Source organism: Cupriavidus sp. SHE, from assembly GCF_000812445.1.
GTDB classification, from domain to species: domain Bacteria; phylum Pseudomonadota; class Gammaproteobacteria; order Burkholderiales; family Burkholderiaceae; genus Cupriavidus; species Cupriavidus metallidurans.
Map to the genome: position 1 here is coordinate 36,066 of NZ_JWMB01000060.1, position 21,234 is coordinate 57,299.

At 65.5% G+C, this 21,234-nt stretch carries 23 protein-coding genes; 10 read left to right on the forward strand and 13 right to left on the reverse strand.

The genetic code is table 11. The features are described from left to right. Positions 1-7: 7 nt before the first annotated feature. Positions 8-1,099, forward strand: a complete 1,092-nt coding sequence (ychF, locus tag RN01_RS26900) for a redox-regulated ATPase YchF (protein ID WP_017515963.1) — start codon at positions 8-10, stop codon at positions 1,097-1,099. Between the two features lie 103 nt (positions 1,100-1,202). Here the strand turns inward: ychF and RN01_RS26905 are convergent, their stop codons facing one another. From RN01_RS26905 to RN01_RS26925, 5 genes are all read right to left on the reverse strand, one after another. Next, the gene (locus RN01_RS26905; RefSeq protein ID WP_017514291.1) at positions 1,203-2,030 is read right to left on the reverse strand and encodes a hypothetical protein; all 828 of its coding nucleotides are present in this window, start codon (positions 2,028-2,030) and stop codon (positions 1,203-1,205) included. An 88-nt stretch (positions 2,031-2,118) separates the two neighbouring features. Next, complete coding sequence (locus tag RN01_RS26910) at positions 2,119-2,712, reverse strand: tetratricopeptide repeat protein (RefSeq protein WP_024570341.1); 594 nt, start codon at positions 2,710-2,712, stop codon at positions 2,119-2,121. A gap of 763 nt (positions 2,713-3,475) precedes the next feature. Further along, entirely contained in the window at positions 3,476-3,976 is a 501-nt protein-coding gene (locus RN01_RS26915) for a GDYXXLXY domain-containing protein (protein ID WP_017514293.1), read from the reverse strand. Then, complete coding sequence (locus RN01_RS26920) at positions 3,973-5,100, reverse strand: DUF4401 domain-containing protein (RefSeq protein WP_017514294.1); 1,128 nt, start codon at positions 5,098-5,100, stop codon at positions 3,973-3,975. Before RN01_RS26920 ends, RN01_RS26915 begins: the two co-directional genes overlap by 4 nt. Further along, positions 5,097-6,110, reverse strand: coding sequence for a DUF2157 domain-containing protein (locus RN01_RS26925; RefSeq protein WP_017514295.1), 1,014 nt, complete (start codon positions 6,108-6,110; stop codon positions 5,097-5,099). The genes RN01_RS26920 and RN01_RS26925 overlap by 4 nt, the downstream gene beginning before the upstream one ends. Before the next feature lie 179 nt (positions 6,111-6,289). On the opposite strand from RN01_RS26925, the gene RN01_RS26930 reads away from it, so the two are divergent. After that, on the forward strand, positions 6,290-7,057 hold the full coding sequence (locus RN01_RS26930) for a 5'-methylthioadenosine/adenosylhomocysteine nucleosidase (protein WP_024570340.1): 768 nt from the start codon (positions 6,290-6,292) through the stop codon (positions 7,055-7,057). A gap of 50 nt (positions 7,058-7,107) precedes the next feature. On the opposite strand, the gene RN01_RS26935 is transcribed toward RN01_RS26930, so the two are convergent. Then, positions 7,108-7,368 carry a hypothetical protein gene (locus tag RN01_RS26935; RefSeq protein ID WP_369799894.1) on the reverse strand — a complete coding sequence of 87 codons (261 nt, stop codon included), beginning with the start codon at positions 7,366-7,368 and terminating at the stop codon, positions 7,108-7,110. Positions 7,369-7,514: 146 nt separating this feature from the next. Between RN01_RS26935 and hemA the strand changes: the two genes are divergently transcribed. The 6 genes from hemA (at position 7,515) to RN01_RS26965 (ending at position 12,586) form a co-directional block, all read left to right on the forward strand. Beyond that, positions 7,515-8,819: a glutamyl-tRNA reductase gene (gene hemA, locus RN01_RS26940; RefSeq protein WP_017515358.1), complete on the forward strand. Its 1,305-nt coding sequence runs from the start codon at positions 7,515-7,517 to the stop codon at positions 8,817-8,819. 102 nt (positions 8,820-8,921) lie between these two features. Beyond that, positions 8,922-10,004, forward strand: a complete 1,083-nt coding sequence (gene prfA, locus RN01_RS26945; RefSeq protein WP_024570339.1) for a peptide chain release factor 1 — start codon at positions 8,922-8,924, stop codon at positions 10,002-10,004. Positions 10,005-10,166: 162 nt separating this feature from the next. Then, positions 10,167-10,490 (forward strand): hypothetical protein, encoded by a 324-nt coding sequence (locus RN01_RS26950; protein WP_008650873.1) that lies wholly within the window; start codon positions 10,167-10,169, stop codon positions 10,488-10,490. 156 nt (positions 10,491-10,646) lie between these two features. Beyond that, a complete protein-coding gene (prmC, locus tag RN01_RS26955) occupies positions 10,647-11,510 on the forward strand; it encodes a peptide chain release factor N(5)-glutamine methyltransferase (RefSeq protein ID WP_024570338.1) in 864 nt (287 codons plus the stop codon). Between the two features lie 118 nt (positions 11,511-11,628). Next, positions 11,629-11,940 carry a Grx4 family monothiol glutaredoxin gene (grxD, locus tag RN01_RS26960; RefSeq protein WP_008650878.1) on the forward strand — a complete coding sequence of 104 codons (312 nt, stop codon included), beginning with the start codon at positions 11,629-11,631 and terminating at the stop codon, positions 11,938-11,940. Positions 11,941-11,971: 31 nt separating this feature from the next. Continuing rightward, the gene (locus tag RN01_RS26965; RefSeq protein WP_017514882.1) at positions 11,972-12,586 is read left to right on the forward strand and encodes a UbiX family flavin prenyltransferase; all 615 of its coding nucleotides are present in this window, start codon (positions 11,972-11,974) and stop codon (positions 12,584-12,586) included. A 73-nt stretch (positions 12,587-12,659) separates the two neighbouring features. On the opposite strand, the gene RN01_RS26970 is transcribed toward RN01_RS26965, so the two are convergent. The 3 genes from RN01_RS26970 to RN01_RS26980 form a co-directional block, all read right to left on the reverse strand. Beyond that, positions 12,660-12,866 carry a hypothetical protein gene (locus tag RN01_RS26970; RefSeq protein ID WP_024570337.1) on the reverse strand — a complete coding sequence of 69 codons (207 nt, stop codon included), beginning with the start codon at positions 12,864-12,866 and terminating at the stop codon, positions 12,660-12,662. Between the two features lie 156 nt (positions 12,867-13,022). Then, the gene (locus RN01_RS26975) at positions 13,023-14,546 is read right to left on the reverse strand and encodes an aldehyde dehydrogenase family protein (protein ID WP_024570336.1); all 1,524 of its coding nucleotides are present in this window, start codon (positions 14,544-14,546) and stop codon (positions 13,023-13,025) included. After that, positions 14,543-15,736: a saccharopine dehydrogenase C-terminal domain-containing protein gene (locus RN01_RS26980; RefSeq protein ID WP_011517689.1), complete on the reverse strand. Its 1,194-nt coding sequence runs from the start codon at positions 15,734-15,736 to the stop codon at positions 14,543-14,545. Before RN01_RS26980 ends, RN01_RS26975 begins: the two co-directional genes overlap by 4 nt. 148 nt (positions 15,737-15,884) lie before the next feature. Between RN01_RS26980 and RN01_RS26985 the strand changes: the two genes are divergently transcribed. Further along, the gene (locus RN01_RS26985; RefSeq protein WP_017514856.1) at positions 15,885-16,334 is read left to right on the forward strand and encodes an Lrp/AsnC family transcriptional regulator; all 450 of its coding nucleotides are present in this window, start codon (positions 15,885-15,887) and stop codon (positions 16,332-16,334) included. 80 nt (positions 16,335-16,414) lie between these two features. Next, complete coding sequence (dapB, locus tag RN01_RS26990) at positions 16,415-17,224, forward strand: 4-hydroxy-tetrahydrodipicolinate reductase (protein WP_017514855.1); 810 nt, start codon at positions 16,415-16,417, stop codon at positions 17,222-17,224. 23 nt (positions 17,225-17,247) lie between these two features. Here the strand turns inward: dapB and RN01_RS26995 are convergent, their stop codons facing one another. The 4 genes from RN01_RS26995 to RN01_RS27010 all read right to left on the reverse strand — a co-directional run bounded on the left by RN01_RS26995 (position 17,248) and on the right by RN01_RS27010 (position 21,230). Then, on the reverse strand, positions 17,248-18,018 hold the full coding sequence (locus RN01_RS26995; protein WP_024570335.1) for a hypothetical protein: 771 nt from the start codon (positions 18,016-18,018) through the stop codon (positions 17,248-17,250). Positions 18,019-18,119: 101 nt separating this feature from the next. Continuing rightward, positions 18,120-18,449, reverse strand: coding sequence for a hypothetical protein (locus RN01_RS27000; protein WP_024570334.1), 330 nt, complete (start codon positions 18,447-18,449; stop codon positions 18,120-18,122). A gap of 170 nt (positions 18,450-18,619) precedes the next feature. Continuing rightward, on the reverse strand, positions 18,620-20,131 hold the full coding sequence (locus RN01_RS27005) for a chloride channel protein (protein WP_369799896.1): 1,512 nt from the start codon (positions 20,129-20,131) through the stop codon (positions 18,620-18,622). Positions 20,132-20,258: 127 nt separating this feature from the next. Further along, positions 20,259-21,230, reverse strand: a complete 972-nt coding sequence (locus RN01_RS27010; protein ID WP_011517696.1) for a tripartite tricarboxylate transporter substrate binding protein — start codon at positions 21,228-21,230, stop codon at positions 20,259-20,261. Between the last annotated feature and the right edge of the window lie 4 nt (positions 21,231-21,234).

The window sequence follows — 21,234 nt, forward strand, 5'->3', positions numbered from 1 at the left end:
GTTTACCATGAGCCTCAAATGCGGCATCGTCGGCCTGCCCAACGTCGGCAAGTCCACGCTGTTCAACGCCCTGACCAAGGCAGGCATCGCCGCCGAGAACTACCCGTTCTGCACCATCGAACCCAATGTGGGCGTCGTGGAGGTGCCGGACCAGAGGCTGGCCAAGCTGGCCGAGATCGTGAAGCCCGAGCGCATCCTGCCGGCGACGGTCGAATTCGTCGACATCGCCGGTCTGGTGGCTGGCGCGTCGAAGGGTGAAGGCCTGGGTAACCAGTTCCTGGCCAACATCCGCGAAACCGACGCCATCACCCACGTGGTGCGCTGCTTCGAGGACGACAACGTGATCCACGTGGCCGGCAAGGTCGATCCGCTGTCGGACATCGAAGTCATCAACACCGAACTGGCCCTGGCCGATCTGGCCACCGTGGAAAAGGCCCTGGCCCGCTACATCAAGCCGGCCCGCGCCGGCGACAAGGAAGCCCTGCGCCTGGTGGCCGTGCTCGAAAAGGCCCAGGCAGTGCTGGACCAGGCCAAGGCCGTGCGCACGCTGGACCTGGCGCCGGAGGAATGGGAAGCCCTGCGCCCGTTCTGCCTGATCACCGCCAAGCCGACCATGTACGTGGCCAACGTGCGTGAAGACGGTTTCGAGAACAACCCGCACCTGGACGCCGTGCGCGAGTACGCCAAGACCACCGGTTCACCGGTGGTGGCCGTGTGCGCCGCCATCGAGGCCGAGATCGCGGATCTGGACGACGCCGACAAGGCCGAGTTCCTGGCCGACCTGGGCATGGAAGAGCCCGGCCTGGACCGCGTGATCCGCGCCGGCTTCAAGCTGCTCGGCCTGCAGACATACTTCACCGCTGGCGTGAAGGAAGTGCGCGCCTGGACCATCCACGTGGGCGACACTGCCCCGAAGGCTGCGGGCGTGATCCACACCGACTTCGAACGCGGCTTCATCCGCGCGCAGACGATCGCGTACGATGATTTCATCGCGTTCAAGGGCGAGCATGGTGCAAAGGAAGCCGGCAAGATGCGCGCCGAAGGCAAGGAATACGTGGTGCACGATGGCGACGTGATGAACTTCCTGTTCAACGTCTAAGCCATTCGGGACGCTTCCCGAGGTCCCGGACCATAAAAACGCCCACAACCCTGGAGGTTGTGGGCGTTTTTGTTTCGGCCAGTTCCGCCGAAGGGTATCGACGTTACGAGCCGACCTTGAGCTGGCCGCCGCGACCCAGACCGCCCTTCACTTCCTGCGCCTTGTAGTTGCGCAGCGAGACGACCATGTTGTTGTAGGCGTCCATGAAGGCCGCCACGGTGGCCTTGCCCTCCGGCGTGCGCGAGAAGCCGCCAAGGCCGCCCGCCGCACCGCCGCCAAATGCACCCAGTGCCGCGCCGAAGTTCGTCGCCGTCGCGTTGCCTTCTGAGATCGAAAGTTGCACACCTGAACGGATGTCGAACATGGTCAGCGTCACGACCGAAGCCTTGCTCTGCATGGCGCCGCCCACGAGTGCGCCAACACCGCCGAACAGGCTGCCCACGCCAGCCGCCAGTTTGCCCGTGGAGTCGTTGTCGATGATGATGGCCGGCTCCATGTAGAAGTCGGCGGCCACGCGCTGGCCCTTCTGCTGGCGCGAGCCGGCGCGGAATTCACCCGAGTTGCGCTGCTTGTCGGTGATGTTCGACAGCTTGCTTTCCGTGCGATTGTTGCCAACGGACGTGATGACGAAGCAGTTCGACTGCTGCACCGCCAGGCGGATCAGCGGCTCGATGGTCGTGATCTTGGTGGCAGCGCCAAAGCTCGCATACCACTCCTTGCCGCGGCCATCATCCACGGCGAGCGTACCCAGCGGGGTATCGCAACGCTCCAGCGCCGGATTGGCGTTCACGCTGGTGGCGCCACCAGCCGCGCCGGTTGACGCAGTCGCCGCCGTACCGGTGCTGATGGAACCGCCACCGAGGTTGGCGCAGCCGGCAAGTGCCAGGGACGCGACCAAGGCGGCCGCGCGCAAGGAAATCTTCTTGGACATGAAATCGTGTTCCTGTTGAGAGAAATTGGGAAAAAATCAGTGGGGCGCAATCTGGCTTCGGACAGTCGATCCCTGGCCGCTCAGCCGCCTATCGCTGATACCAGCCGGAGGGGCCCCATACCCAGTAATACGGATAGCCGCTGTACCACGCGTACCAGGACTTTCGGTAGGCCTCGCGCACCTGGTACGCCGCCTGTTCGTCCTTCTTCGCAGCCTGGGCCTGCGGAATCAGCGCCGCCGCTTCCTTGTTGCCCTTGGCGGCCGCACGGGTCAGCCATGCCTCGGCTTCGGCCGGATCGGGGCCCATTTCCTCGAAGCCCATCAGATAGAGGCGGCCAAGCGCCAGTTGCGCCTGCACGTGGCCGTTGTCGCCAGCCTTGCGCATCCATTGCAGCGCCTGGTAGGTGTTGCGCTCCACGCCATCGCCACGCAGGAGACGCAGGCCCAAGTCATAGGCAGCATTCGGATTTCCTTCGGCCTTCTGCGCCAACGCCTCCATGCGGCGATCGGATTCCGACGGCCCGGCCGGCGTGAACGTGGCGATGCGCCGATCCTGATCAGCACAGGTGTTGCCATTGCATAGCCGCACTGTCGGCGACTGCGACAACTGCGACGCCGGCGTCTGAGCACAGCCGGTCATTGCAAGGGCTGTCGGCAACACCAGGAGAGCAAAAGTTCGCATGGAAAGTATCGAGCGCGAGTGCATAGGCACGGGCGGTGTCTGAATTGGGTTATGCCTTTGGGGTGGCTGGCTTCTTGCGCTAGCGCACCAATGCGTATTGGCGAGAGCCTCAATCGTAGGCAAGGTGTTGGCGCGCGAGATGCGGAAACGTCCGAGAAAAACACCTCTTCGATCCGGTTTTCCAAGGCGCACCCACTTGGGCGCAGATGATTCCGAAACAATGACGAGGGCCTGTTGACATCAAGCCAGGACGTGCCGCGGAAGGCCATTAGCCTGCACAGCGATCTGTTTTACGTCTGCCCTTTGGTCGTAACAGGAATGGTGCGAGGAGGAATGGTGCGAAGGATGTCGCGGGGGTGATCTCTACGACGAACTCGGCAAGCTCATAGCGCAACAGACAGGGCTGGCGAACTGGCTCCGCCTGGCTCATGAATACTCCGAGTCAACGCCCAGGTTCGCCGGTCGCCGTAGATTGACGAGTGCATTCTTTTCCCGGAGTGCGTTGCTCAGGATTTGCCTCGCATGACGAGGGCCTCTCACATGCCCGGCATGGATGACCCGTGAAGAAGAACCTGAGGAAGTCCCTTCGGGCATCCTGTTATCGCCTTCGGCAAAGGCTGCGGGATTCGCAGGGGTCGCCGACAGCGACGTCCGCAACAACGCGGTGTTCCTGCTGCCGCGCGGGCAGCAGAGTCCCGCGCCAAACGTGAAGTGGGATCACGACGCGGCAGGCCGGCGAGGCGCCCTTGCAGCGCCTCGCTCGTTACATCGGCGCCAGCTTGTCGTCGCGCATTCCCACCAGCAGAGCTTGCCCGCTGGCATCCACCCGGAACTCGCCGAACCTCGCCTTCGAGAAGCGCTCGGCATGCCCTTCCTGGAAGAACCAGGCATCGGTCGATACCTGCACGTTCGACCGCCCCCAGCGCGACGCGACATTCTGCACGCGCAGCAATTGCTCGCCGGCCGCCAGCGCCTCGCCCTTGTGCAGGCGCACGAAGTGCCCCTCGTTGCTGGCGTCGCGGCGAATCACCACCAGTTCGTCACGGCGATTCTCGGTCTGATCCTGGCCATGCGCGGCCGACACTTCCATGCCGATGGCGAAATTCAGCGCCATGTAGTCGCCCTGCATCAGCGACCGTGGATCGACCGGCGCCAGCCGCAGATAGACCACATCGCCACGCGAGATCACGCGCTCCTTGCCGACGATGCCGGCCACGGCCACGGCGATGGTCAGCAGCCATCCAATCATGATCCAGAGTTTCATGCGATGGCCTCCTTGCGTGGCATACGGGTCAGCGCGAGCCGCGCGGCCAGCAGCAACACGCCAGCGGCGGCGAGCGTGACCGACTTGACGAGCAGCGTCCACTGCAGCGTGCTGTAGTACCAGATAAACCCGAGCAAAATCGCCGCGATGGCCAGCCCGATCCACGGCAACGACGCGCGCCGCAATGCCATGGCCAGCGCAAGCACGCCGGCCGTGACCGCCGGCGCCATCACCATCAGGCCGCTGAACACCACGGCCAGCACCACCAGGCCGATACGCGTACCGGCATCACAGCGAATGCGCGCGCCCTCGATCTGCGCGAAGCCAACCAGGCAGGCGCCGACCAACACGCCGGGCACCCAGTTGCCGGGAGTCTGCAAATGCTTGATGCCATCGAACAGGAACTCGGACGGAAGCGCGGTTCCAGTGATGATTAGCGCCGAAGACAGGCCGAACACCAACGTGGCGTCGGCGGCGGGCTCCCAGAGCGCATGTGTCCCGCGTGCCGCAATGCGTGTCTCGTTCAACACGAAGACCATCTCGGCAGCCATCGCCAGCGCGCCCAGGAGGCCCACCGTGAGCGGCATCATCAGGAACGGATTCCGCATGGAGCCGCCCAGCGCGATATACAGCGCGATGGTTGCTGCCGACCAGCCGCCAGTCACCGCCACGAACCGATGCAGCCGGTTCGGCACGATCACGAACAGCACGGCTTCCAGCGCGGCCACACCCAGCCAGAACACAGCGGTCTGCGAAAGCCGATCGATGCCGAGGCTCTCGCCCACGCCAACGATCACCATGCCCTGTCCGCCCAGACTCGCGGCCAGCGCGAACTGGCCCAGCGCGATGCGCGCGCTGTCCTGACTGGTGGTCCGATACATCAGGATCGCCGCGCCAATCATCAGCAACCCGGTGATGGCGATAGCGGGGCCGTTGCCCCGCGTCACGGCGAACACGGAGCCCAGCAGGAACAATTGGGCGAACAGCGCGCCGAGCCAGCCCGCCGCGCCCATCAGCAGGCGAATCGGCCACGGCATGCGAAGCGCGGGCGTGAACTCGCCCTGCACGGCACCGCGAGCAGCAAGTTGCTGCCAGAGCAGGCGTTCGAATGGTTCGGTACTCATGCCGTCCTCCCGCTCTTTTCGCGCCATGCGCGCAGCAGCCACGTAGCAGCAACGACGGCCAGGCCGACCGTCAGCAGCGCGAGCAACAGGAACGATCCGAAGTCGCCATAGGCATCGATCAGCCAGCGGCCCACCGCCGAGATGATGACGCCGATGCCGGTCAGGCAAACCAGGCTCAGCACGACGATATCGAAAGCGCGCCAGCGGAACCACGCGCCAAGCGCGACCAGCGCCACCATGCAGATCAGCAGGCCGGAGCCTTCGACATGGCTGGTCAGCAGACTCATCAGCCCGACCCAGCCCGCGTAGGCGCAGGCCAGGATGCCGATCAGCCGGGGACCGGTGACACCCCGGAAGCCCCAGCTACCCGCGCGGGCGGCCAGCACGTACCAGAGTGCTAGCTGGACCACTGCGGCACCCAGCAGGAATAGCATCGTTTCGCGCGCATGGTCCGCCGAGAACAGCAACTCGAACATGCCGCCCACGCCAAGTCGCACACTGCCATATCGCAGCAGCGCCACGTTCCCGACAACCAGCACGATCCACCAATGCGGCGCAGCCCGTGCGGCCAGCGCCCAGGGCAGCGCCAGCAGCGTCCAGAGCGCGAAGAGCTGCCAGGCATCGGCGCCGGTCTGGTAGGTCTGACCGATCACGGCCATCAGCACGCCGGACATGATCTGCGCGCCGCCCAACGCGGCGCGACCCGCCATATCGTCGGTCGGGCGCAACGAGGCAAAGCCCGCCAGCAGGGTCAGCAACGCCGCCAGCAGCCCGAACTTGGTGAATTTGTGGAGTGCCGCCCAATTGAAGGCGAAGAAGACGATCACGCCGGCGCATAGCAGCGCCGTCCCCAATATCAGCAGCGCGCGGTCGAGCCAGCGGCGCCAGTCCATGCGATCGGGCAGCGTCGGCGCCCAGGCCGTGCTCAGGTCCGCCGCATCGAGGCGACCCTGGGCACACCAGTCAGCAAGCGCCTGCTGCGCGGCGCGGCGATTTGAGAAGGTTTCCAAACCGTCGATCTCCCGAATGTCGGCATGGATCGCAATGTAACAAAAACGCGCTCGGGCAAAGCATCGCTGTCACCAATTGATGACCAATTGATATGCACGGCGCGCGGACCTTTCGCCCCCGTCGGCACACCGGTATGCTGGCGCTCTCTTCGTTTTCTGCGTTTTCCGCCCTGCCTGCCATGACCCTCGGCATTCTTGCCGCCCTGCACGATGAAGTCGACGGGCTGATCGCCGCCATGCGCCACGAGGACGCGCGCGCCACGAAGCGCACGATCGGGATGCGCGATTACTACAGCGGCACGCTGCACGGCCAGCCGGTGGTGCTGGTGCTGGCACGGATCGGCAAGGTGGCCGCGGCGGCCACGACGGTCACGCTGATCCGCGAGTTCGGTGTGAACGAGATCGTCTTCTCCGGCTTGGCCGGCGGTGTCGGCCCGGAGGTTCGGGTGGGCGATATCGTGGTGGCTGACCGCACCGTCCAGCACGATCTGGACGCCCGGCCACTGTTCCCGCGCCATGAGGTGCCGTTGCTCGCCCGGATCGAATTCCCGGCCGATCCCGGTCTCACCGGCGCTTTGCGCCAGGCCGCCGAGGACTTCCTTCGGCAAGATCTGGCCACTGAAGTCCCGGATGGCGTGCTGGCTCGCTTCGGGGTGCGCGATCCGCGCCTGCACGTGGGAATGATCGCCAGCGGCGACCAGTTCATCGGCTCGCCGGCGGCGGTCAGCGGATTGCGCGAGCAATTGCCGGCGCTGCAGGCCGTGGAAATGGAAGGCGCCGCCCTGGCGCAGATTTGCTACGAATATGGCGTGCCCTACGCGCTGCTGCGAACGATCTCAGACCGGGCCGACGACACCGCGCATGTGGATTTTTCGTCATTTTTGCGTGACGTCGCCAGTCACTATTCCGGGGCGATCCTGCGTCGATTCCTTGATGCAAAGGCTTGAATCCCGACAAAAATGCTCGGAGATTCCTGACTTTTTCGTCTGTTCACCCGTTACCGACGCGGACGCGCAACACCCCAGACACCCACGAGCACGGCCGCGCCGATGATCGCCGCACCCCAGCCAAGCAGTTGGCCATCGGTGAACAAATGCGCCGCGCGTCCGGTGTAGAAAGCGGCCAGCGCACCCGCCGCGCCCAGCAGTAGCGCGGCTGGCAGGCTGACGACGCGTCCGGACGGATGCATCAGCCGCCCCGCCAGTCCAACCACTGCGCCCACCACCGCCAAGCCGAGCATCCGCTTCCTCCGTGTCATTCGTGTCGTTTCGGCCACTTTCCAGCGGCCACGGCATAACAATACTGCAGGTGGAACAAATCGCCTCGATTCCTGCAACCTTGCAGCCGAGCGGTATAATGACCATCGCTTCCGGCGAAGTTCCGGATGGCACGCAAACCCCACAAATGCAACTGCTCGCGATCGGTATCAATCACACCACGGCACCCGTCTCGCTCCGCGAACGTGTGGCGTTTCCGCTTGAGCAGATCAAACCCGCGCTTGGCGCACTGCGCACCCACCTCTCGGGTCGCAACGGTACCGAAGCCGCCATTCTCTCCACCTGCAACCGCACCGAGATCTACTGCGCGACCGACGTGCTGAAGCCGGGCGAGGAAGGTTTCGAGCACACGCTGCGCTGGCTGGCGCAGCATCACAACGTCCCCGCTTCTGAATTGGCGCCGCACCTGTACGCGCTGCCCCAGTCGGAAGCCGTGCGCCATGCGTTTCGCGTGGCCAGCGGCCTGGACTCGATGGTGCTCGGCGAAACGCAGATCCTGGGGCAGTTGAAGGATGCGGTGCGCACCGCCGGTGAGGCCGGCGCGCTGGGCACGTACCTGAACCAGCTTTTCCAGCGCACGTTCGCGGTGGCCAAGGAAGTCCGCGGCCAGACCGAGATCGGCGCGCATTCGGTGTCGATGGCGGCTGCGGCGGTTCGCCTGGCGCAGCGCATTTTCGAGAGCGTCTCCACGCAGCGCGTGCTGTTCATCGGCGCCGGCGAGATGATCGAACTGTGCGCCACGCACTTCGCCGCGCAGATGCCGCGCCAGATCGTGGTGGCCAACCGTACCGTCGAACGCGGCGAAAAGCTGGCCGAACAGTTGTCCGAGCAAGGGCTGACCACCCAGGCGATCCGCCTGCAGGACCTTGGCGACCGTCTGCATGAATTCGACATCGTCGTCTCCTGCACCGCGAGCTCGCTGCCGATCATCGGCCTGGGCGCGGTCGAACGCGCGGTCAAGCGCCGCAAGCATCGCCCGATCATGATGGTCGATCTTGCCGTGCCGCGTGACGTGGAGCCCGAAGTCGCACGCCTGGACGACGTGTTCCTGTACACCGTCGACGACCTTGGCGCCGTCGTGCGCGAAGGCAACGCGCTGCGTCAGGCTGCCGTGGCGCAGGCCGAGGCCATCATCGATTCCCGCGTGCTGAATTTCATGCACTGGCTGGAGACGCGCAGCGTCGTGCCCGTCATCCGCGAACTGCAATCCCAGGGCGAGGCGATCCGCCAGGCCGAAGTCGAACGCGCGCGCCGGATGCTGGCGCGCGGTGACGACCCCGCAGCCGTGCTCGAGGCGCTCTCCGGCGCGCTGACCCGCAAGTTCCTGCACGGCCCGACCCACGCGCTGAACCACACCCAGGGCGAGGACCGCGAGGCGCTGCTGCGCCTGGTGCCGGGCCTGTTCCGCCACAGCAGCCACTCCGAGCGCTAGCCGCTCCCCGCTTCAGCGCTGGCGCACGCCAGCGTCCGGCATCCGCGTGTCGATCTGCGCGGTCCGCCAATGCCCCCCGCGACTCCGAATTCCTCCGCCAAGATGAAAGCTAGCATTTCCACCAAGCTCGACCAATTGGCCGAACGACTCGATGAAGTCAACGCCCTGCTCGCCCGCGAAGACGCGACGGCGAACATGGACCAGTACCGCAAACTGTCGCGCGAACATGCCGAGCTGTCGCCGGTGGCGGAGCAGTACGGCCAGTATCGCCAGGCCCAGGATGACCTGGCCACGGCGCAGGCGCTGCTCGACGACCCAGAGATGAAGGAGTTTGCGGCCGATGAAATCGACGCGGCCCGCGAGCGTCTCCAGTCACTCGAAAACTCGCTGCAGACCCTGTTGCTGCCGAAGGATCCGAACGACGACCGCAACCTGTTGCTCGAAATCCGCGCCGGCACTGGCGGCGAGGAAAGCGCGCTTTTCGCCGCCGACCTGCTCCGCATGTACACGCGTTATGCGGAACGTCGCCACTGGCAGGTCGAGATCATGAGCGAGTCGCCCTCGGACCTTGGCGGTTACAAGGAAGTGATTGTCCGGATCGCTGGCGATGCCGCGTTTTCCCGGCTCAAGTTCGAGTCGGGCGGCCATCGCGTGCAGCGTGTGCCGGCCACCGAATCGCAGGGTCGCATTCATACCTCGGCCTGTACCGTGGCCGTCATGCCGGAAGCGGACGAGGTTGGGGAAGTCGAGATCAATCCATCGGATCTGCGCGTTGACACGTTCCGCGCGTCGGGTGCGGGCGGCCAGCACGTGAACAAGACCGACTCCGCCGTGCGCCTGACCCACCTGCCAACGGGCATCGTGGTCGAATGTCAGGACGACCGGAGCCAGCATCGCAACAAGGAAAAAGCGATGAAAGTGCTGGCAGCGCGCATCAAGGACATGCAGCTCCGCGCGGCGCAGGCCAAGGAGGCCAGCACGCGCCGCAACCTGATCGGTTCTGGCGACCGCAGCGACCGCATCCGCACCTACAATTTCCCGCAGGGCCGGGTGACGGATCACCGTATCAACCTGACGCTCTACAAGATCGACATGATCATGGATGGCGACCTCGACGAGCTGATTTCCGCACTCTCCGCAGAGCACCAGGCCGACCAGTTGGCCGCCCTGGGTGAGGAATCCTGAATATGTAACTGAGGTAAATGCTTGAAACAGCACTAGCCGGGAAAGACGCACTGTCTATAATCGATTTCGACCAGACCACCCCGATGCGTCACTTTCAAGGCTCAAGGGTTCCGAAGTCTGGATGGAAGTTCACTCCTCCAACAGACATACAAGGATGAAATCATGAAAAAACTGCTCGCTCTGCTGATGATCACCGCCGCCCTGACCGCCTGCGGCAAGAAGGAAGAGGCTCCGCAAACGAATACCGACGCCGCGATGCAGAACGCAGCGGACTCGGCCAAGGCCGCCGCCAGCAGCGCAGCCGCAGCTGCATCGGATGCCGCGGATGCCGCCAAGGCTGCCGCCAGCGATGCCGCCGCCGATGTCTCGGCTGCCGCCGACAAGGCCAAGGCCGATGCCGGCAGCGCCATGTCCGCCGCCAAGGATGCAGCCAAGGACGCCGTCAACTCCGCCGCAGACAAGGCCAAGGACGCCGTCAACAAGTAAATCCCCTACGTGATTCAGCGCGCGGTGGGGCCGGAATCGGCTTACACTAGGCGCTAATCACAAAATGCCGCGCAAAACCCCGTCGGGATGTTCCGACGGGGTTTTTTGCAAACTGGCGTACCGGTTCCCCAGATGGTCGAAGTCAGTAGTAAGCCGATGTCCCCGAATCCTCAGGGCGCGCTGCCGCCCGCCCCCACGCTGCGCGAGGCCCTGACCCTCGCAGCCATCGCCGGCCTGCCAGTGCTGGAGGCCCGCATGTTGCTCTCGCATGTGACCGGATTCACGCGCACGCAGCTGATCACGCGTGACAACGACCACCTGGACGCGCCCAAACGTGACGCATTTGCCACGTTGCTGGCCCGCCGGCTCACCGGGGAGCCCATGGCCTATCTGATTGGGGAGCGTGAGTTCTTCGGCCGTACCTTCCGCGTCACACCCGATGTGCTGATCCCCCGCCCGGATACCGAAGTGGCCGCCGAGGCATCGCTGGCGCGCATTGCCGACGTCAAGGCGCCACGCGTGCTGGATATGGGCACGGGCTCGGGCATCCTGGCCGTGACGATCGCCCGCGAGCGGCCCGACGCCGATGTCTGGGCCACAGATATCTCCCGAGGCGCGCTGATGGTGGCGGAAGACAACGCCCGCGCGCTTCAGGCCGACAACATCCGATTCCTGGTTTCCGACTGGTATGAGGATTTGCCGGTCGGATTGTGCTTCAACCTTATCGTCAGCAATCCGCCTTACATCGCGGAGGGTGACCCCCATCTGGTGGAAGGCGACCTGCGGTTCGAGCCGATCGACGCGCTGACCGATCATGAAGACGGTCTAAGCGACCTGGCCACCATCGTGGCGGGCGCCACTGCGCGGCTGCTACCGGGCGGCTGGCTGCTGATGGAACACGGTTACGACCAGGGCGCCGCCATGCGCGCGCAGCTGGCCGAGGCGGGTTTTGTCGAGGTCTTCACCACGCGCGATCTGGCCGGGCTCGAGCGCTGCAGCGGTGGCCGCCTGCCCGGTTGATTTCCGGCCCGAATACCCCTACCTGAAGGCAGGGCCCGAATCCGGTAAAATCCGGACCGCTCCCCCCATTTCAGCGGTGCCAGCCTGGCGCCGCGCGCAACCAGAACGCATATCAATCATGAGTGACGTACAGCAGAAGATCGACCAGATCGTGAAGGGCAGCCCCGTGGTCCTGTTCATGAAGGGCACCGCGCAATTTCCGATGTGCGGTTTCTCGGGCCGGGCCATCCAGATCCTGAAGGCATGTGGCGTGGACGCCCCGACCACGGTCAACGTGCTCGAAGACGAAGGGATCCGCCAGGGCATCAAGGAATACGCCAACTGGCCGACGATTCCGCAGCTCTACGTGAACGGCGAGTTCATTGGCGGTTCGGACATCATGATGGAGATGTACCAGAACGGCGAACTGCAATCGCTGCTGAAGGCTTGATGGCCTAACGGCCTTCACGCTCCAGCACATCATGCCTGTGACCAACGGCGGCGCGCCGCAACGGCTGATCATCGCCATCACGGGCGCGACGGGCGCCATCTACGGCGTCCGGCTCCTGCAGGCGCTCCAGGGGGCGGCCGATGTGGAAACGCATCTGCTGATGTCACCCGCCGGCGTGATGAACCTGCAGCACGAACTCGACATGGGCCGCGCCGAAGTGGAAGCGCTGGCCGATGTGGTTCACAACGTGCGCGACATCGGCGCGACGATCGCCAGCGGATCCTTCCGCGCCAACGCGATGATCGTGGCGCCCTGCTCGATGCGCACTCTTGCGGCAATCGCCCACGGCCTTTCCGACAACCTCATCACGCGCGCGGCGGACGTCACGCTCAAGGAGCGGCGCAAGCTGGTGCTGATGGTGCGGGAAACACCGCTAAATCTGGCGCATCTGCGCAATATGACCGCGGTGACGGAAATGGGCGGGATCGTGTTCCCGCCGGTGCCCGGGTTCTACCAGAAGCCGCAGACAATTGACGAACTGGTCGACCACACGGTCGGACGAGTACTCGACCTGGTCGATCTGCGCGAGATCGGCGAAAAGCTCGCGCCCGGCTGGGGTGGGCTGAACAGCAGCACGGAAGACTGAAGCGCTGACGCCAGCCAGGCACACCCCTCTCCCAGCGGTGGACGAGGGATGTGCCCACCATTCACCATTCGCCTTACCAGTGGTAGTAGCGACGGCCGTAGTAGCCGTAGTAACCGCCATACGGCCGCACCACCACGGCAGGCGGACCCACATAGACCGGCGCGGGGGCCACAGCGATCGGCGCCGGTGCCACGGCTGGTCCGTACGGCGTGGGGTACACCGCGCAACCGCCAAGCATGGCTGCGCCAGCCACTGCCAAACCCATCAATATTGTTTTCATTTCCGCGTCCTTGTAGTGATGCTGCTACCTGCAAGAACGTTATACGGGTGGGTCTGGTAATACAGCGTCAAGCTGCTGTAACCCTTGTTACGATTCGCAACGTATTCGCGCATGTATATACGTGCGCTTTACTCACACATCCGCACATATATCCGATCAAACGTCGAAGCGGATACCCTGTGCCAGCGGCAACGCATCGCCATAGTTGATGGTGTTCGTAGCACGCCGCATGTAGCCCTTCCACGCATCCGAGCCTGATTCCCGACCACCGCCGGTCGCCTTTTCGCCGCCAAAGGCGCCGCCGATTTCCGCGCCACTGGTGCCGATATTGACGTTGGCGATGCCGCAATCGCTGCCCGCCGATGACAGAAACCGCTCGGCTTCCCGCAACGACTCGGTGAAGATGCACGACGACAGCCCGTGCGACGCTGCGTTATTGAGCGCGATGGCCTCATCCAGCGAGGTGTATGGCATCAGATAGAGAATCGGCGCGAACGTCTCGGTCAGCATCGTGTCGTGCTGCGCGTCGGTCAGTACCAGCGCGGGCCGCACGTAGCAGGCATGGGGATAGCGGTCGCCAAGCAGACGCTCTCCGCCGTGCACGACGTTCCCTTGGGCACGGCAACTCGCCAGCGCATTGGCCATCGTATCGCCCGCCGCATGATCGATCAGTGGCCCCACCAACGTGCCGTCTTCCAACGGATCGCCAACCGGCAGCCGGGCGAACACCTGTCGCAGCCGATTGGTGACAGTCTCGATCAGATCGGCATGGACAAAGGCGCGCCGCAACGTGGTGCAGCGCTGCCCGGCGGTGCCCGCCGCCGCGAACGTCATCGCGCGAATCGTCATTTCAAGATCGGCCGATGGCGTGACGATGGCCGCGTTGTTGCCGCCGAGTTCGAGAATCGCCCGCTTGAAATGCGCGGCACAGGCCATGCCGACTTCGCGGCCCATGCGCGTCGATCCCGTCGCGCTCATCAAGCGCACGGCCGGATGCTGCACGAGGTGCTCGCCAAGCTGGCGGCCGCCGGTCAGCACGCAGCTGAGTCCGTCGAACTGTGGCGCGTGGCGTTCGAATACGCGATCGAGCAATCCCTGCGCGGCCAGCGCGCAAAGCGGTGTCTTTTCCGACGGCTTCCACACCACGCCGTTGCCGCAGACCAGCGCCAGCGCGGCATTCCACGCCCACACGGCCACCGGAAAATTGAAGGCCGAGATCACGCCGCACAGGCCATATGGATGCCAGGTTTCGCGCATCGCGTGCGCGGGCCGCTCCGAGGCAATCGTCAGTCCGTGCAACTGGCGCGACAGCCCTACCGCGAAGTCGCAGATGTCGATCATCTCCTGCACTTCGCCAAGACCTTCCTGCAGGATCTTGCCGGACTCCAGCGAGACCAGTCGCCCGAGCGCATCCTTGTTCGCGCGCAGCGCCTCGCCAAAGCGCCGCACCACCTCGCCCCGCGCTGGCGCCGGTGTCAGCGCCCAGGTGGTCTGGGCCGCATGGGCGCGCGCGATCCGCGCGTTGGCCTGCGCGGCATCACACATCGCAAGCTGGCCGAACACCTCGCCGTCGATCGGCGAACGCACGGCCAGCACGCCTGGCGCGGCGCCTTCGGCTGGCGTCCACGGTGGCGGCAGGTCCATGGCCTGCCAGCAGGCTGCGATCTCTTGCGCTTTCATGCGAGCGTCTCCTGTAGCGGATGATGCGAGTAGTGCTGGCCGAAGCGGTTGGCCAGGAACCGGTCGAGCGGCATGGCTTCCTGCGGCACGAACCCGGCCTGCGGCAGCACGCCCGTGGCCACAAGGTCGAGCGCCGTGCAGATGCCCGCCGCCGTGGTCAGCTGGATCGCGTTGACGTGGCCAATCCCGGCAAAGTCCGCCATGCCGCCGATGCGCGCGGAGAACGATGCCTGCGTGAGCGGTCCACGCTTGCCCTCGCCCCTCACGCCGGGCGGATGCCCGGTGGCGCTGGCGAAGACGATCACCACGTCCTGCTCGGTGACCGGAATCGCGTGCTCGAAGATCTCGCGCAGCCACTCGCGCCGTTCGCGCAGCCGCAGGTCATTCAGCAGCAGTTTCATCTGCGCGCAGTGCCCGGGGTAGCGGATCGACTTGTAGTCGACTTGCCGCGCATGGCCTGCCAGGGTGTCTGGCAAAGTGCCCAGCCCTCCAGATGTATTAAAGGCCTCGTATTCGACGCCGTCCAGTGCGAAGGTCTCATGCCCTTCCAGCGCGGGCAGTTCCACGCGCCGACCGTCGACGATGGCTTCGCACGGGTTGCAGTATTCGTTGATCAGCCCCTCGGTGCTCCACGTCAGGTTGTACTTGAGTGCGTTGCTCGGATAGCGCGGCAGCGCGCCCACGCGCATCCGCAGATCGAGAAGTTCGCCGCCGCCGCGCAGGAAGCGCTGCGCGAGGTCGTGGCCAACCACGCCGATGAAACCCGGCGCGAGCCCACACTGGGGCATCAGCACGGCACGCGCACTCCGCCCCAGTTCGCGAATCACCCGGGTGGCGGCCACATCCTCGGTCAGGTCGAAGTAGTGCACGCCAAGCCGCGCCGCCACTTTTGCCACGTTGACGGCGGCATGGAACGGCAGCGCATTGAGCACCGCATCAGCGCCGGCCAGCAGCGCAGCGCAGGTGCCGGGCTCGGTTGGATCGCCCGCGCGCACGGCGATCTGGCGCGGCATGCCGTCGAGCCGGTGCGCGTCGTGATCGACCAGGCAGACACGGTAGTCGCCAGAGGCGGCCAGCATCGCGGCAATCACACGGCCGATCTTGCCGGCGCCGAGCACCACCACGGATAGCGGCCGCGGTGCCAGGGTCAGGTCGCGCACGGCGGCGGGACCAAGCGTTGAGGGTTGCATGGCGGGCTCCGTCAGAAGGTCATGGAAAGCATTCGTTGTGACTGAAGTATGGGCAGCAACGCGCACGTTTTGTAGCCACAAGATTGACGAAAGCCCGGCATAATCCGACGTATCGACGTTTAATACTGACGAATCGTCAGAGCGAGCCATGGCGGAACTCGACCAGACCGATCGGCACCTGCTGGCCCTGCTGCAGGCCAACGCACGCGAGAGCGCTGCAAACCTGGCGCGCGCGCTTGGCATCGCCCGTACCACCGTGGTGGCGCGTATCGCGCGCCTGGAGAAGATCGGCGTGATCGCCGGCTACGGCGTGCGGCTGGGCCGCCAGATGGAGGACAACTCGATCCTGGCGTTCTGCGGGCTCTCCGTGCAGCCCAAGGCATCCCCTGCCGTGGTGCGCGCATTGCAACGCTTCCCGGAAATCGAGGAACTCAATTCGGTCAGCGGCCCGGTGGACTACATGGCGGTGATCCGCTGCGACTCGCATGCGCGGCTCGACAAACTGCTCGATGAAATCGGGATGCTCGATGGCGTCAATCACACCCAGACGTCGATCGTGCTGGCGCGGAAGATCGACCGGCGACGGGCCGCTGGCTAGGCGAAGCAGGTCAACCGGGCCTGCCGAGCGCCCACCGCGCGGCTGCACTATCCTCTACGTACTCAGGAGAGGAGACCAATATGAACAATGACATTCGCGTTGCCGTCGGTGGTGTCACTGGCTGGGCCGGTGGCGAGCTGGCGCGCGGCGTGGCACATGCCGCCGACATGACACTGGTGGCAGGCCTGTCGCGCGGCGCGGCCGGACAGGCACTGGCGAAACTGACGGGGCACGCCGACACGCCGGGCATTGCCGTGGCCAGCATCGAGGAACTGAACCAGACGCCTTACGACGTCTATGTCGAATACACCGAGCCGGTCATCGGCAAGCACAACATCCTGCAGGCGCTGTCGCGCGGCGCGCACGTCGTGGTGGGCACCTCGGGGCTGACGGACGACGACTACGTGGAAATCGACGCCGCCGCGCGCAAGGCCGATCGTGGCGTGCTGGCTTGCGGCAATTTCGCGATCACGGTGGTGCTGCTGCAGAAGTTCGCAGAAATGGCCGCGCGCCATCTCGAGCACTGGGAAATCATCGACTACGCCAAGGCTGGCAAGGTCGACGTGCCGTCGGGCACGGTGCGCGAACTGGCATTCCGGCTCGGCCAGGTCAAGGCCGCCGCGCAGGTGGTGCCGATCGAGGAGCTCAACGGCCCGAAGGAAACGCGCGGCGCGACGATGTCGGGCACGCAGGTGCACGCGGTGCGGCTGCCCGGCTACCAGCTCGGCGTGGAGGTGATCTTCGGCGCCGATGGCCAGCGCTTGCACCTGAAGCACCAAGCCGGCGACGGCTCGAAGCCGTACGTGTCCGGCGCGCTGCTCGCGATCCGCAAGGTCCACACCGTGCGCGGTGTGGTCCGCGGACTTGACAAGGTGATGGAAGGGCTCTGACGAGCCCGACGACTCCGGGCGCCTTACCAGCTGCCGGGGTTCACCGGTTTGACGGGCGCCTTCTTCTCCGCCTTTTCCTTCTCGGCCTTCTCGGCTTTCTCGGTCCCCTTGCCGGGCTTGGCCGCCGCGTCTGACGCCGGCGGCGCGAGCGACTTGGCCACCGCGGCATCGCGGTTGGCCATCAGCGCGCGCGCCTGCGGCAGCAGCAGTTCGATCGTGCCTTCGGATGGGTCCTCCGGAATCGCGTATAGCTCGACCGTCAGTGGGCGATGCATCCAGCCCGCGTGAATGGTCTTCACCGCATTGCCGGCCTTGTCCTTCATGTCGACCATTTCCTTGCGGAACGGCTTGCCGTAGCGCGCGGAGAGCGACTGCTCGGCGGCATCCTGCGACTTGATGCCATCGGTCGGCACCATCACGCCCACCAGCGCATTGCCGTCGACGAATGCCAGCAGGTGCGGGCCATCCATGAATACCGGGCGCTTGTCGCGCGGCACGCCAATCTGGCGCATCGTGCCGTCGCCGCGCAGCTCGACGCATAGCGCTGTCACGTCCTTGCCATCCGGTGTGCGGTGGTCGGCACAATCCGGCAGCGCGGGCAGCGGGTTGCCGATCTCGAGCGTGCCGAGGATCTGGGCCAGCGCGTCAGTCCCGGTGGCGGCCGGCGCGGCAGCTACGGCAGCTACGGCAGGTGCGGCGGGTGCGGCGGGTTTCGCAGGTGTTGCGGGTGCGGCATGGGCGACGGACGTCGCCAGCAGGCTGGCGAGCGCCAGCCCGGCAAGAGGCAATCTCAAAACTCACTCCTGAAAACGGCTCCGCGTTGGAGTCGGCCCCGCGCCGAGGGTTCAAACCCGTCCACCGGAGTGACGTCTGGTCGACAGATTGGCCGAGGCGGCTAGCGGAGCATGTGCTTCACGGCGTTGAAGCATACCAGCGCGAGGCCGATCAGCACCGCCCACAGGATCAGGCGCGGTATCGGGCTCGGTGGAAGCTGGCGCGACGGGGTGCGCTGCATGACCGGCATGCGCATGCGGGAGTTGGTCTGCAATCCGCGCGTGTGCCAGATGGTGGTGTCCGCGCCAAGGTCGCCCGCCTGGGGCGTTTCGCGCCGAGGCTGGCTGCTCGGCGCCCTGGCTTGCGTGCTGGTATTGGTGCTGGTACTGGTCGAAGCCTTGCTGGTGGAACTACTGGTCGAACGCGTGCCGACCGGTCGTTGCGTGGCCATCCCCTGCTCCCCGATTGCATCGATTGCCGACGTATCAGTGTGCCGCCGGTACACACGCGTGGCCGCCGGTCTGCAGCCCCCGGTCCACGCGCGGCACATGTTAAGACAAAGTGGCCGTGTCCGCCACCGCGCCTTTCCTCTGGCAGCGGCGGCAACCACGCATCACGCCGTCACGCGGACGCGGACGCTGACTTCCGGCCGATCGACATTGCCTCGCGGCGGAAGGCATGGCCCATGTGGTGATAGAACGGATGCGGGTTGAACTGGCGCGACAGGAACGACGCCAGCAGCGACGCCGCGAGCAGGTAGATCGTCAGATCCTGCGTGCGGGTCATCTCCATCACGATCACGCTGGCGGTGATCGGCGCCTGCGTGGCGGCGGCCAGGAATGCGGCCATCGACACCAGCGCCAGCACGCGCGGCTCGGTCGCGCCCGAGAGGAAATGGGACACGGTATCGCCGATGCCCGCGCCGATGGCCAGCGAGGGGGTAAAGATGCCACCTGGGATGCCCGCGAAATACGACACCACCGTGGCAACGAACTTCGCCAGCCCGAACCAGATCGTGCTGTGCGGCGTGCCGTTAATCAGGCCGGATGCCTGCTCATAGCCCGTGCCAAACGTCGCGCCCGCGGTTGCCCAGCCGAGCGCGGCCACGATCAGGCCGCAGAAGAACGCCACCATGACCGGATGCGCGTTCAGCCAGCCGCGCCACGATGTCGGTGTCAGGCCCGGCACCCCCGCGATCAGCAGCTTGGCGAACAGCCCGCCCATCACGCCGTTGACCACGGCGCAGAGCAGCACCGGCCCCCAGGCGTCGTGCAGCACCAGCATCGGCACCTTGACGCTGAAGTACGGATTGTTGCCGAGCACTGCCAGCGACAGAAAGCCTGCCGTCAGCACGCCGGATAGCACCAGCCTGTCCCAACGCACCGACGTGCCACGGCCCAATTCCTCGATCGCGAACACCACCCCGGCCAGCGGCGTGTTGAATGCTGCGGCAAGACCGCCGGCCGCACCGGCCGCGATCAGGGCGTTCGGATGAAAGCCGATGCGGAACTGGAGCTTCTCGTGACACAAGCGGCCCCAGGCCAGCATGGCTGCGGCGCCGACCTGGACCGATGGACCTTCACGGCCCACCGAGGCGCCGGCCAGCAATGCGCCGGTCGTCAGCAACACCTTCCACATGGATTGCCGGAACGAGACCAGCACTGTCTGCGCAACGCCCGCCGGCGGCAGCGTCACGGCGGCGATCACCTGCGGAATGCCGCTGCCGCGCGCCTGCGGCGCCAGTCGAATGGTCAGCCAGCGCAATGCGGCCAGCCCGAACGGCAGGATCACGAACGCCAGCCACGGCGTGGCCGTAGTCAGTTTCGCATTCCAGTTCAGCGCCACTTCGGCAATATAGGCAAAGACGATCGAGAACAACGCCACGAAGCCCGCGCCGCACATGAACGCGCCATAGCGAATGGTGGTGCGCGAAATTCGGCCAAACTGGCGCGTCTTGCGGAATGCGGTGCTGCGCGCGTGCAAGCGCAGCTTGCTCAGTCGATCGGGCTGGTCCCGACGTGGCGTGGATTCGGAATCTGGGGGCTTGCCAGCACCAGAAGGCGGTGTGGCTTTGGCGGGATCGGAGGGACCGGAAGAGTTGGACGAATCGGGCGGCTCGGCGGAATCGGTCATGGCGTCGATGCGTGAGCGTTGGCAGCGGGGGAAAATGACAGAGGCTGCGGGAGGCATCCAGCGCCTCCGGCAGCCCTCAACTATACGCCCGTCGCTCCCGCTGCCGTCCCAGGCTTCGGACTAAATCTCAATCCAGCGTGATGTGGTTGGCACGAATAACCTTGCCCCAGTTGTCCCGATCGGCGGTCACGTAGCGGTCGATCTCAGCCTGCGTGCGCGGCGGCTGCACCACGAACCCGAGCGCGTTGAACGTGTTGCGGAACTGCGCCTCCGTCAGCACGTGCGATGCAGCGGCCTGCAGCTTTGCGACGGCTTCGGGCGGCGTATGCGCCGGCACCGCCAGGCCGAACCATGTGGCGGCGCGGAAGTTCGGGTAGCCGCTTTCGGCGACGGTCGGCACGTTGGGCAGCACGTCGAGCCTCGAACTCCCTGTCACGGCCAGCGCCTTGAGCTTGCCGGCCTTGATATGCGGCAGCGACGTGCTGACCACGTCGACCATAAGCTGGACGTTGTTGCCCAGCAGCGCGGACAGCGCCGGGGCCGAGCCGTTGTACGGCACGTGCGTCATCTCGATGCCGAGTTCGGTTTTCAACATCTCGGTGGCAAGCTGCAGCGAGTTGCCGAGCCCCACCGACGAGTAATTGAGCTTGCCATTGGCAGCCTTGGCGTAAGCCGCGAACTCCTTGATGTTGTTGGACGGCACCTGGTTGTTGACGACCACCACAAGTGGCGCTTCCACGCCGACCGTGATGATCTTGAACTCCTGCGGCTCGTAGCCGGGCTTCTTGTAGAGCATCGGATTCAGCACCATGCTCGCGCTGGTGACCAGCAGCACCGTGTAGCCGTCCGGCTGCGCGCGCGCCACGCTCTGCGTCCCGATCATCGTGTTTGCGCCGGGGCGGTTCTCCACGAGCACCGGCTGCTTCAGTTCCCGCGACACGCCTTCGGCGATCCCGCGGCCGAACTGGTCGGTCGAGCCGCCGGGTGCGTAGGGCACCACGAGCTTGATGGGCCGATCCGGCCATGCGGCGGACGCGGATGACAGGGTCGTGGCAAGGCCGAGCGCTGCCGCGGCCAGGATGGCGGTTCTGCGATGCATGTTG

Excerpts from the sequence above, each read along its gene's own strand:
- ychF (WP_017515963.1), top strand. The coding sequence starts at position 8 with ATGAGCCTCAAATGCGGCATCGTCGGCCTGCCCAACGTCGGCAAGTCC.
- RN01_RS27010 (WP_011517696.1), bottom strand. The coding sequence starts at position 21,230 with ATGCATCGCAGAACCGCCATCCTGGCCGCGGCAGCGCTCGGCCTTGCC.
- grxD (WP_008650878.1), top strand. The coding sequence starts at position 11,629 with ATGAGTGACGTACAGCAGAAGATCGACCAGATCGTGAAGGGCAGCCCC.
- RN01_RS26950 (WP_008650873.1), top strand. The coding sequence starts at position 10,167 with ATGAAAAAACTGCTCGCTCTGCTGATGATCACCGCCGCCCTGACCGCC.
- RN01_RS26915 (WP_017514293.1), bottom strand. The coding sequence starts at position 3,976 with ATGAAACTCTGGATCATGATTGGATGGCTGCTGACCATCGCCGTGGCC.
- RN01_RS27005 (WP_369799896.1), bottom strand. The coding sequence starts at position 20,131 with ATGACCGATTCCGCCGAGCCGCCCGATTCGTCCAACTCTTCCGGTCCC.
- RN01_RS26910 (WP_024570341.1), bottom strand. The coding sequence starts at position 2,712 with ATGCGAACTTTTGCTCTCCTGGTGTTGCCGACAGCCCTTGCAATGACC.
- RN01_RS27000 (WP_024570334.1), bottom strand. The coding sequence starts at position 18,449 with ATGGCCACGCAACGACCGGTCGGCACGCGTTCGACCAGTAGTTCCACC.
- RN01_RS26970 (WP_024570337.1), bottom strand. The coding sequence starts at position 12,866 with ATGAAAACAATATTGATGGGTTTGGCAGTGGCTGGCGCAGCCATGCTT.
- RN01_RS26985 (WP_017514856.1), top strand. The coding sequence starts at position 15,885 with ATGGCGGAACTCGACCAGACCGATCGGCACCTGCTGGCCCTGCTGCAG.
- RN01_RS26980 (WP_011517689.1), bottom strand. The coding sequence starts at position 15,736 with ATGCAACCCTCAACGCTTGGTCCCGCCGCCGTGCGCGACCTGACCCTG.
- hemA (WP_017515358.1), top strand. The coding sequence starts at position 7,515 with ATGCAACTGCTCGCGATCGGTATCAATCACACCACGGCACCCGTCTCG.
- RN01_RS26965 (WP_017514882.1), top strand. The coding sequence starts at position 11,972 with ATGCCTGTGACCAACGGCGGCGCGCCGCAACGGCTGATCATCGCCATC.
- RN01_RS26905 (WP_017514291.1), bottom strand. The coding sequence starts at position 2,030 with ATGTCCAAGAAGATTTCCTTGCGCGCGGCCGCCTTGGTCGCGTCCCTG.
- RN01_RS26935 (WP_369799894.1), bottom strand. The coding sequence starts at position 7,368 with ATGACACGGAGGAAGCGGATGCTCGGCTTGGCGGTGGTGGGCGCAGTG.
- prfA (WP_024570339.1), top strand. The coding sequence starts at position 8,922 with ATGAAAGCTAGCATTTCCACCAAGCTCGACCAATTGGCCGAACGACTC.
- RN01_RS26930 (WP_024570340.1), top strand. The coding sequence starts at position 6,290 with ATGACCCTCGGCATTCTTGCCGCCCTGCACGATGAAGTCGACGGGCTG.
- RN01_RS26920 (WP_017514294.1), bottom strand. The coding sequence starts at position 5,100 with ATGAGTACCGAACCATTCGAACGCCTGCTCTGGCAGCAACTTGCTGCT.
- dapB (WP_017514855.1), top strand. The coding sequence starts at position 16,415 with ATGAACAATGACATTCGCGTTGCCGTCGGTGGTGTCACTGGCTGGGCC.
- prmC (WP_024570338.1), top strand. The coding sequence starts at position 10,647 with ATGTCCCCGAATCCTCAGGGCGCGCTGCCGCCCGCCCCCACGCTGCGC.
- RN01_RS26975 (WP_024570336.1), bottom strand. The coding sequence starts at position 14,546 with ATGAAAGCGCAAGAGATCGCAGCCTGCTGGCAGGCCATGGACCTGCCG.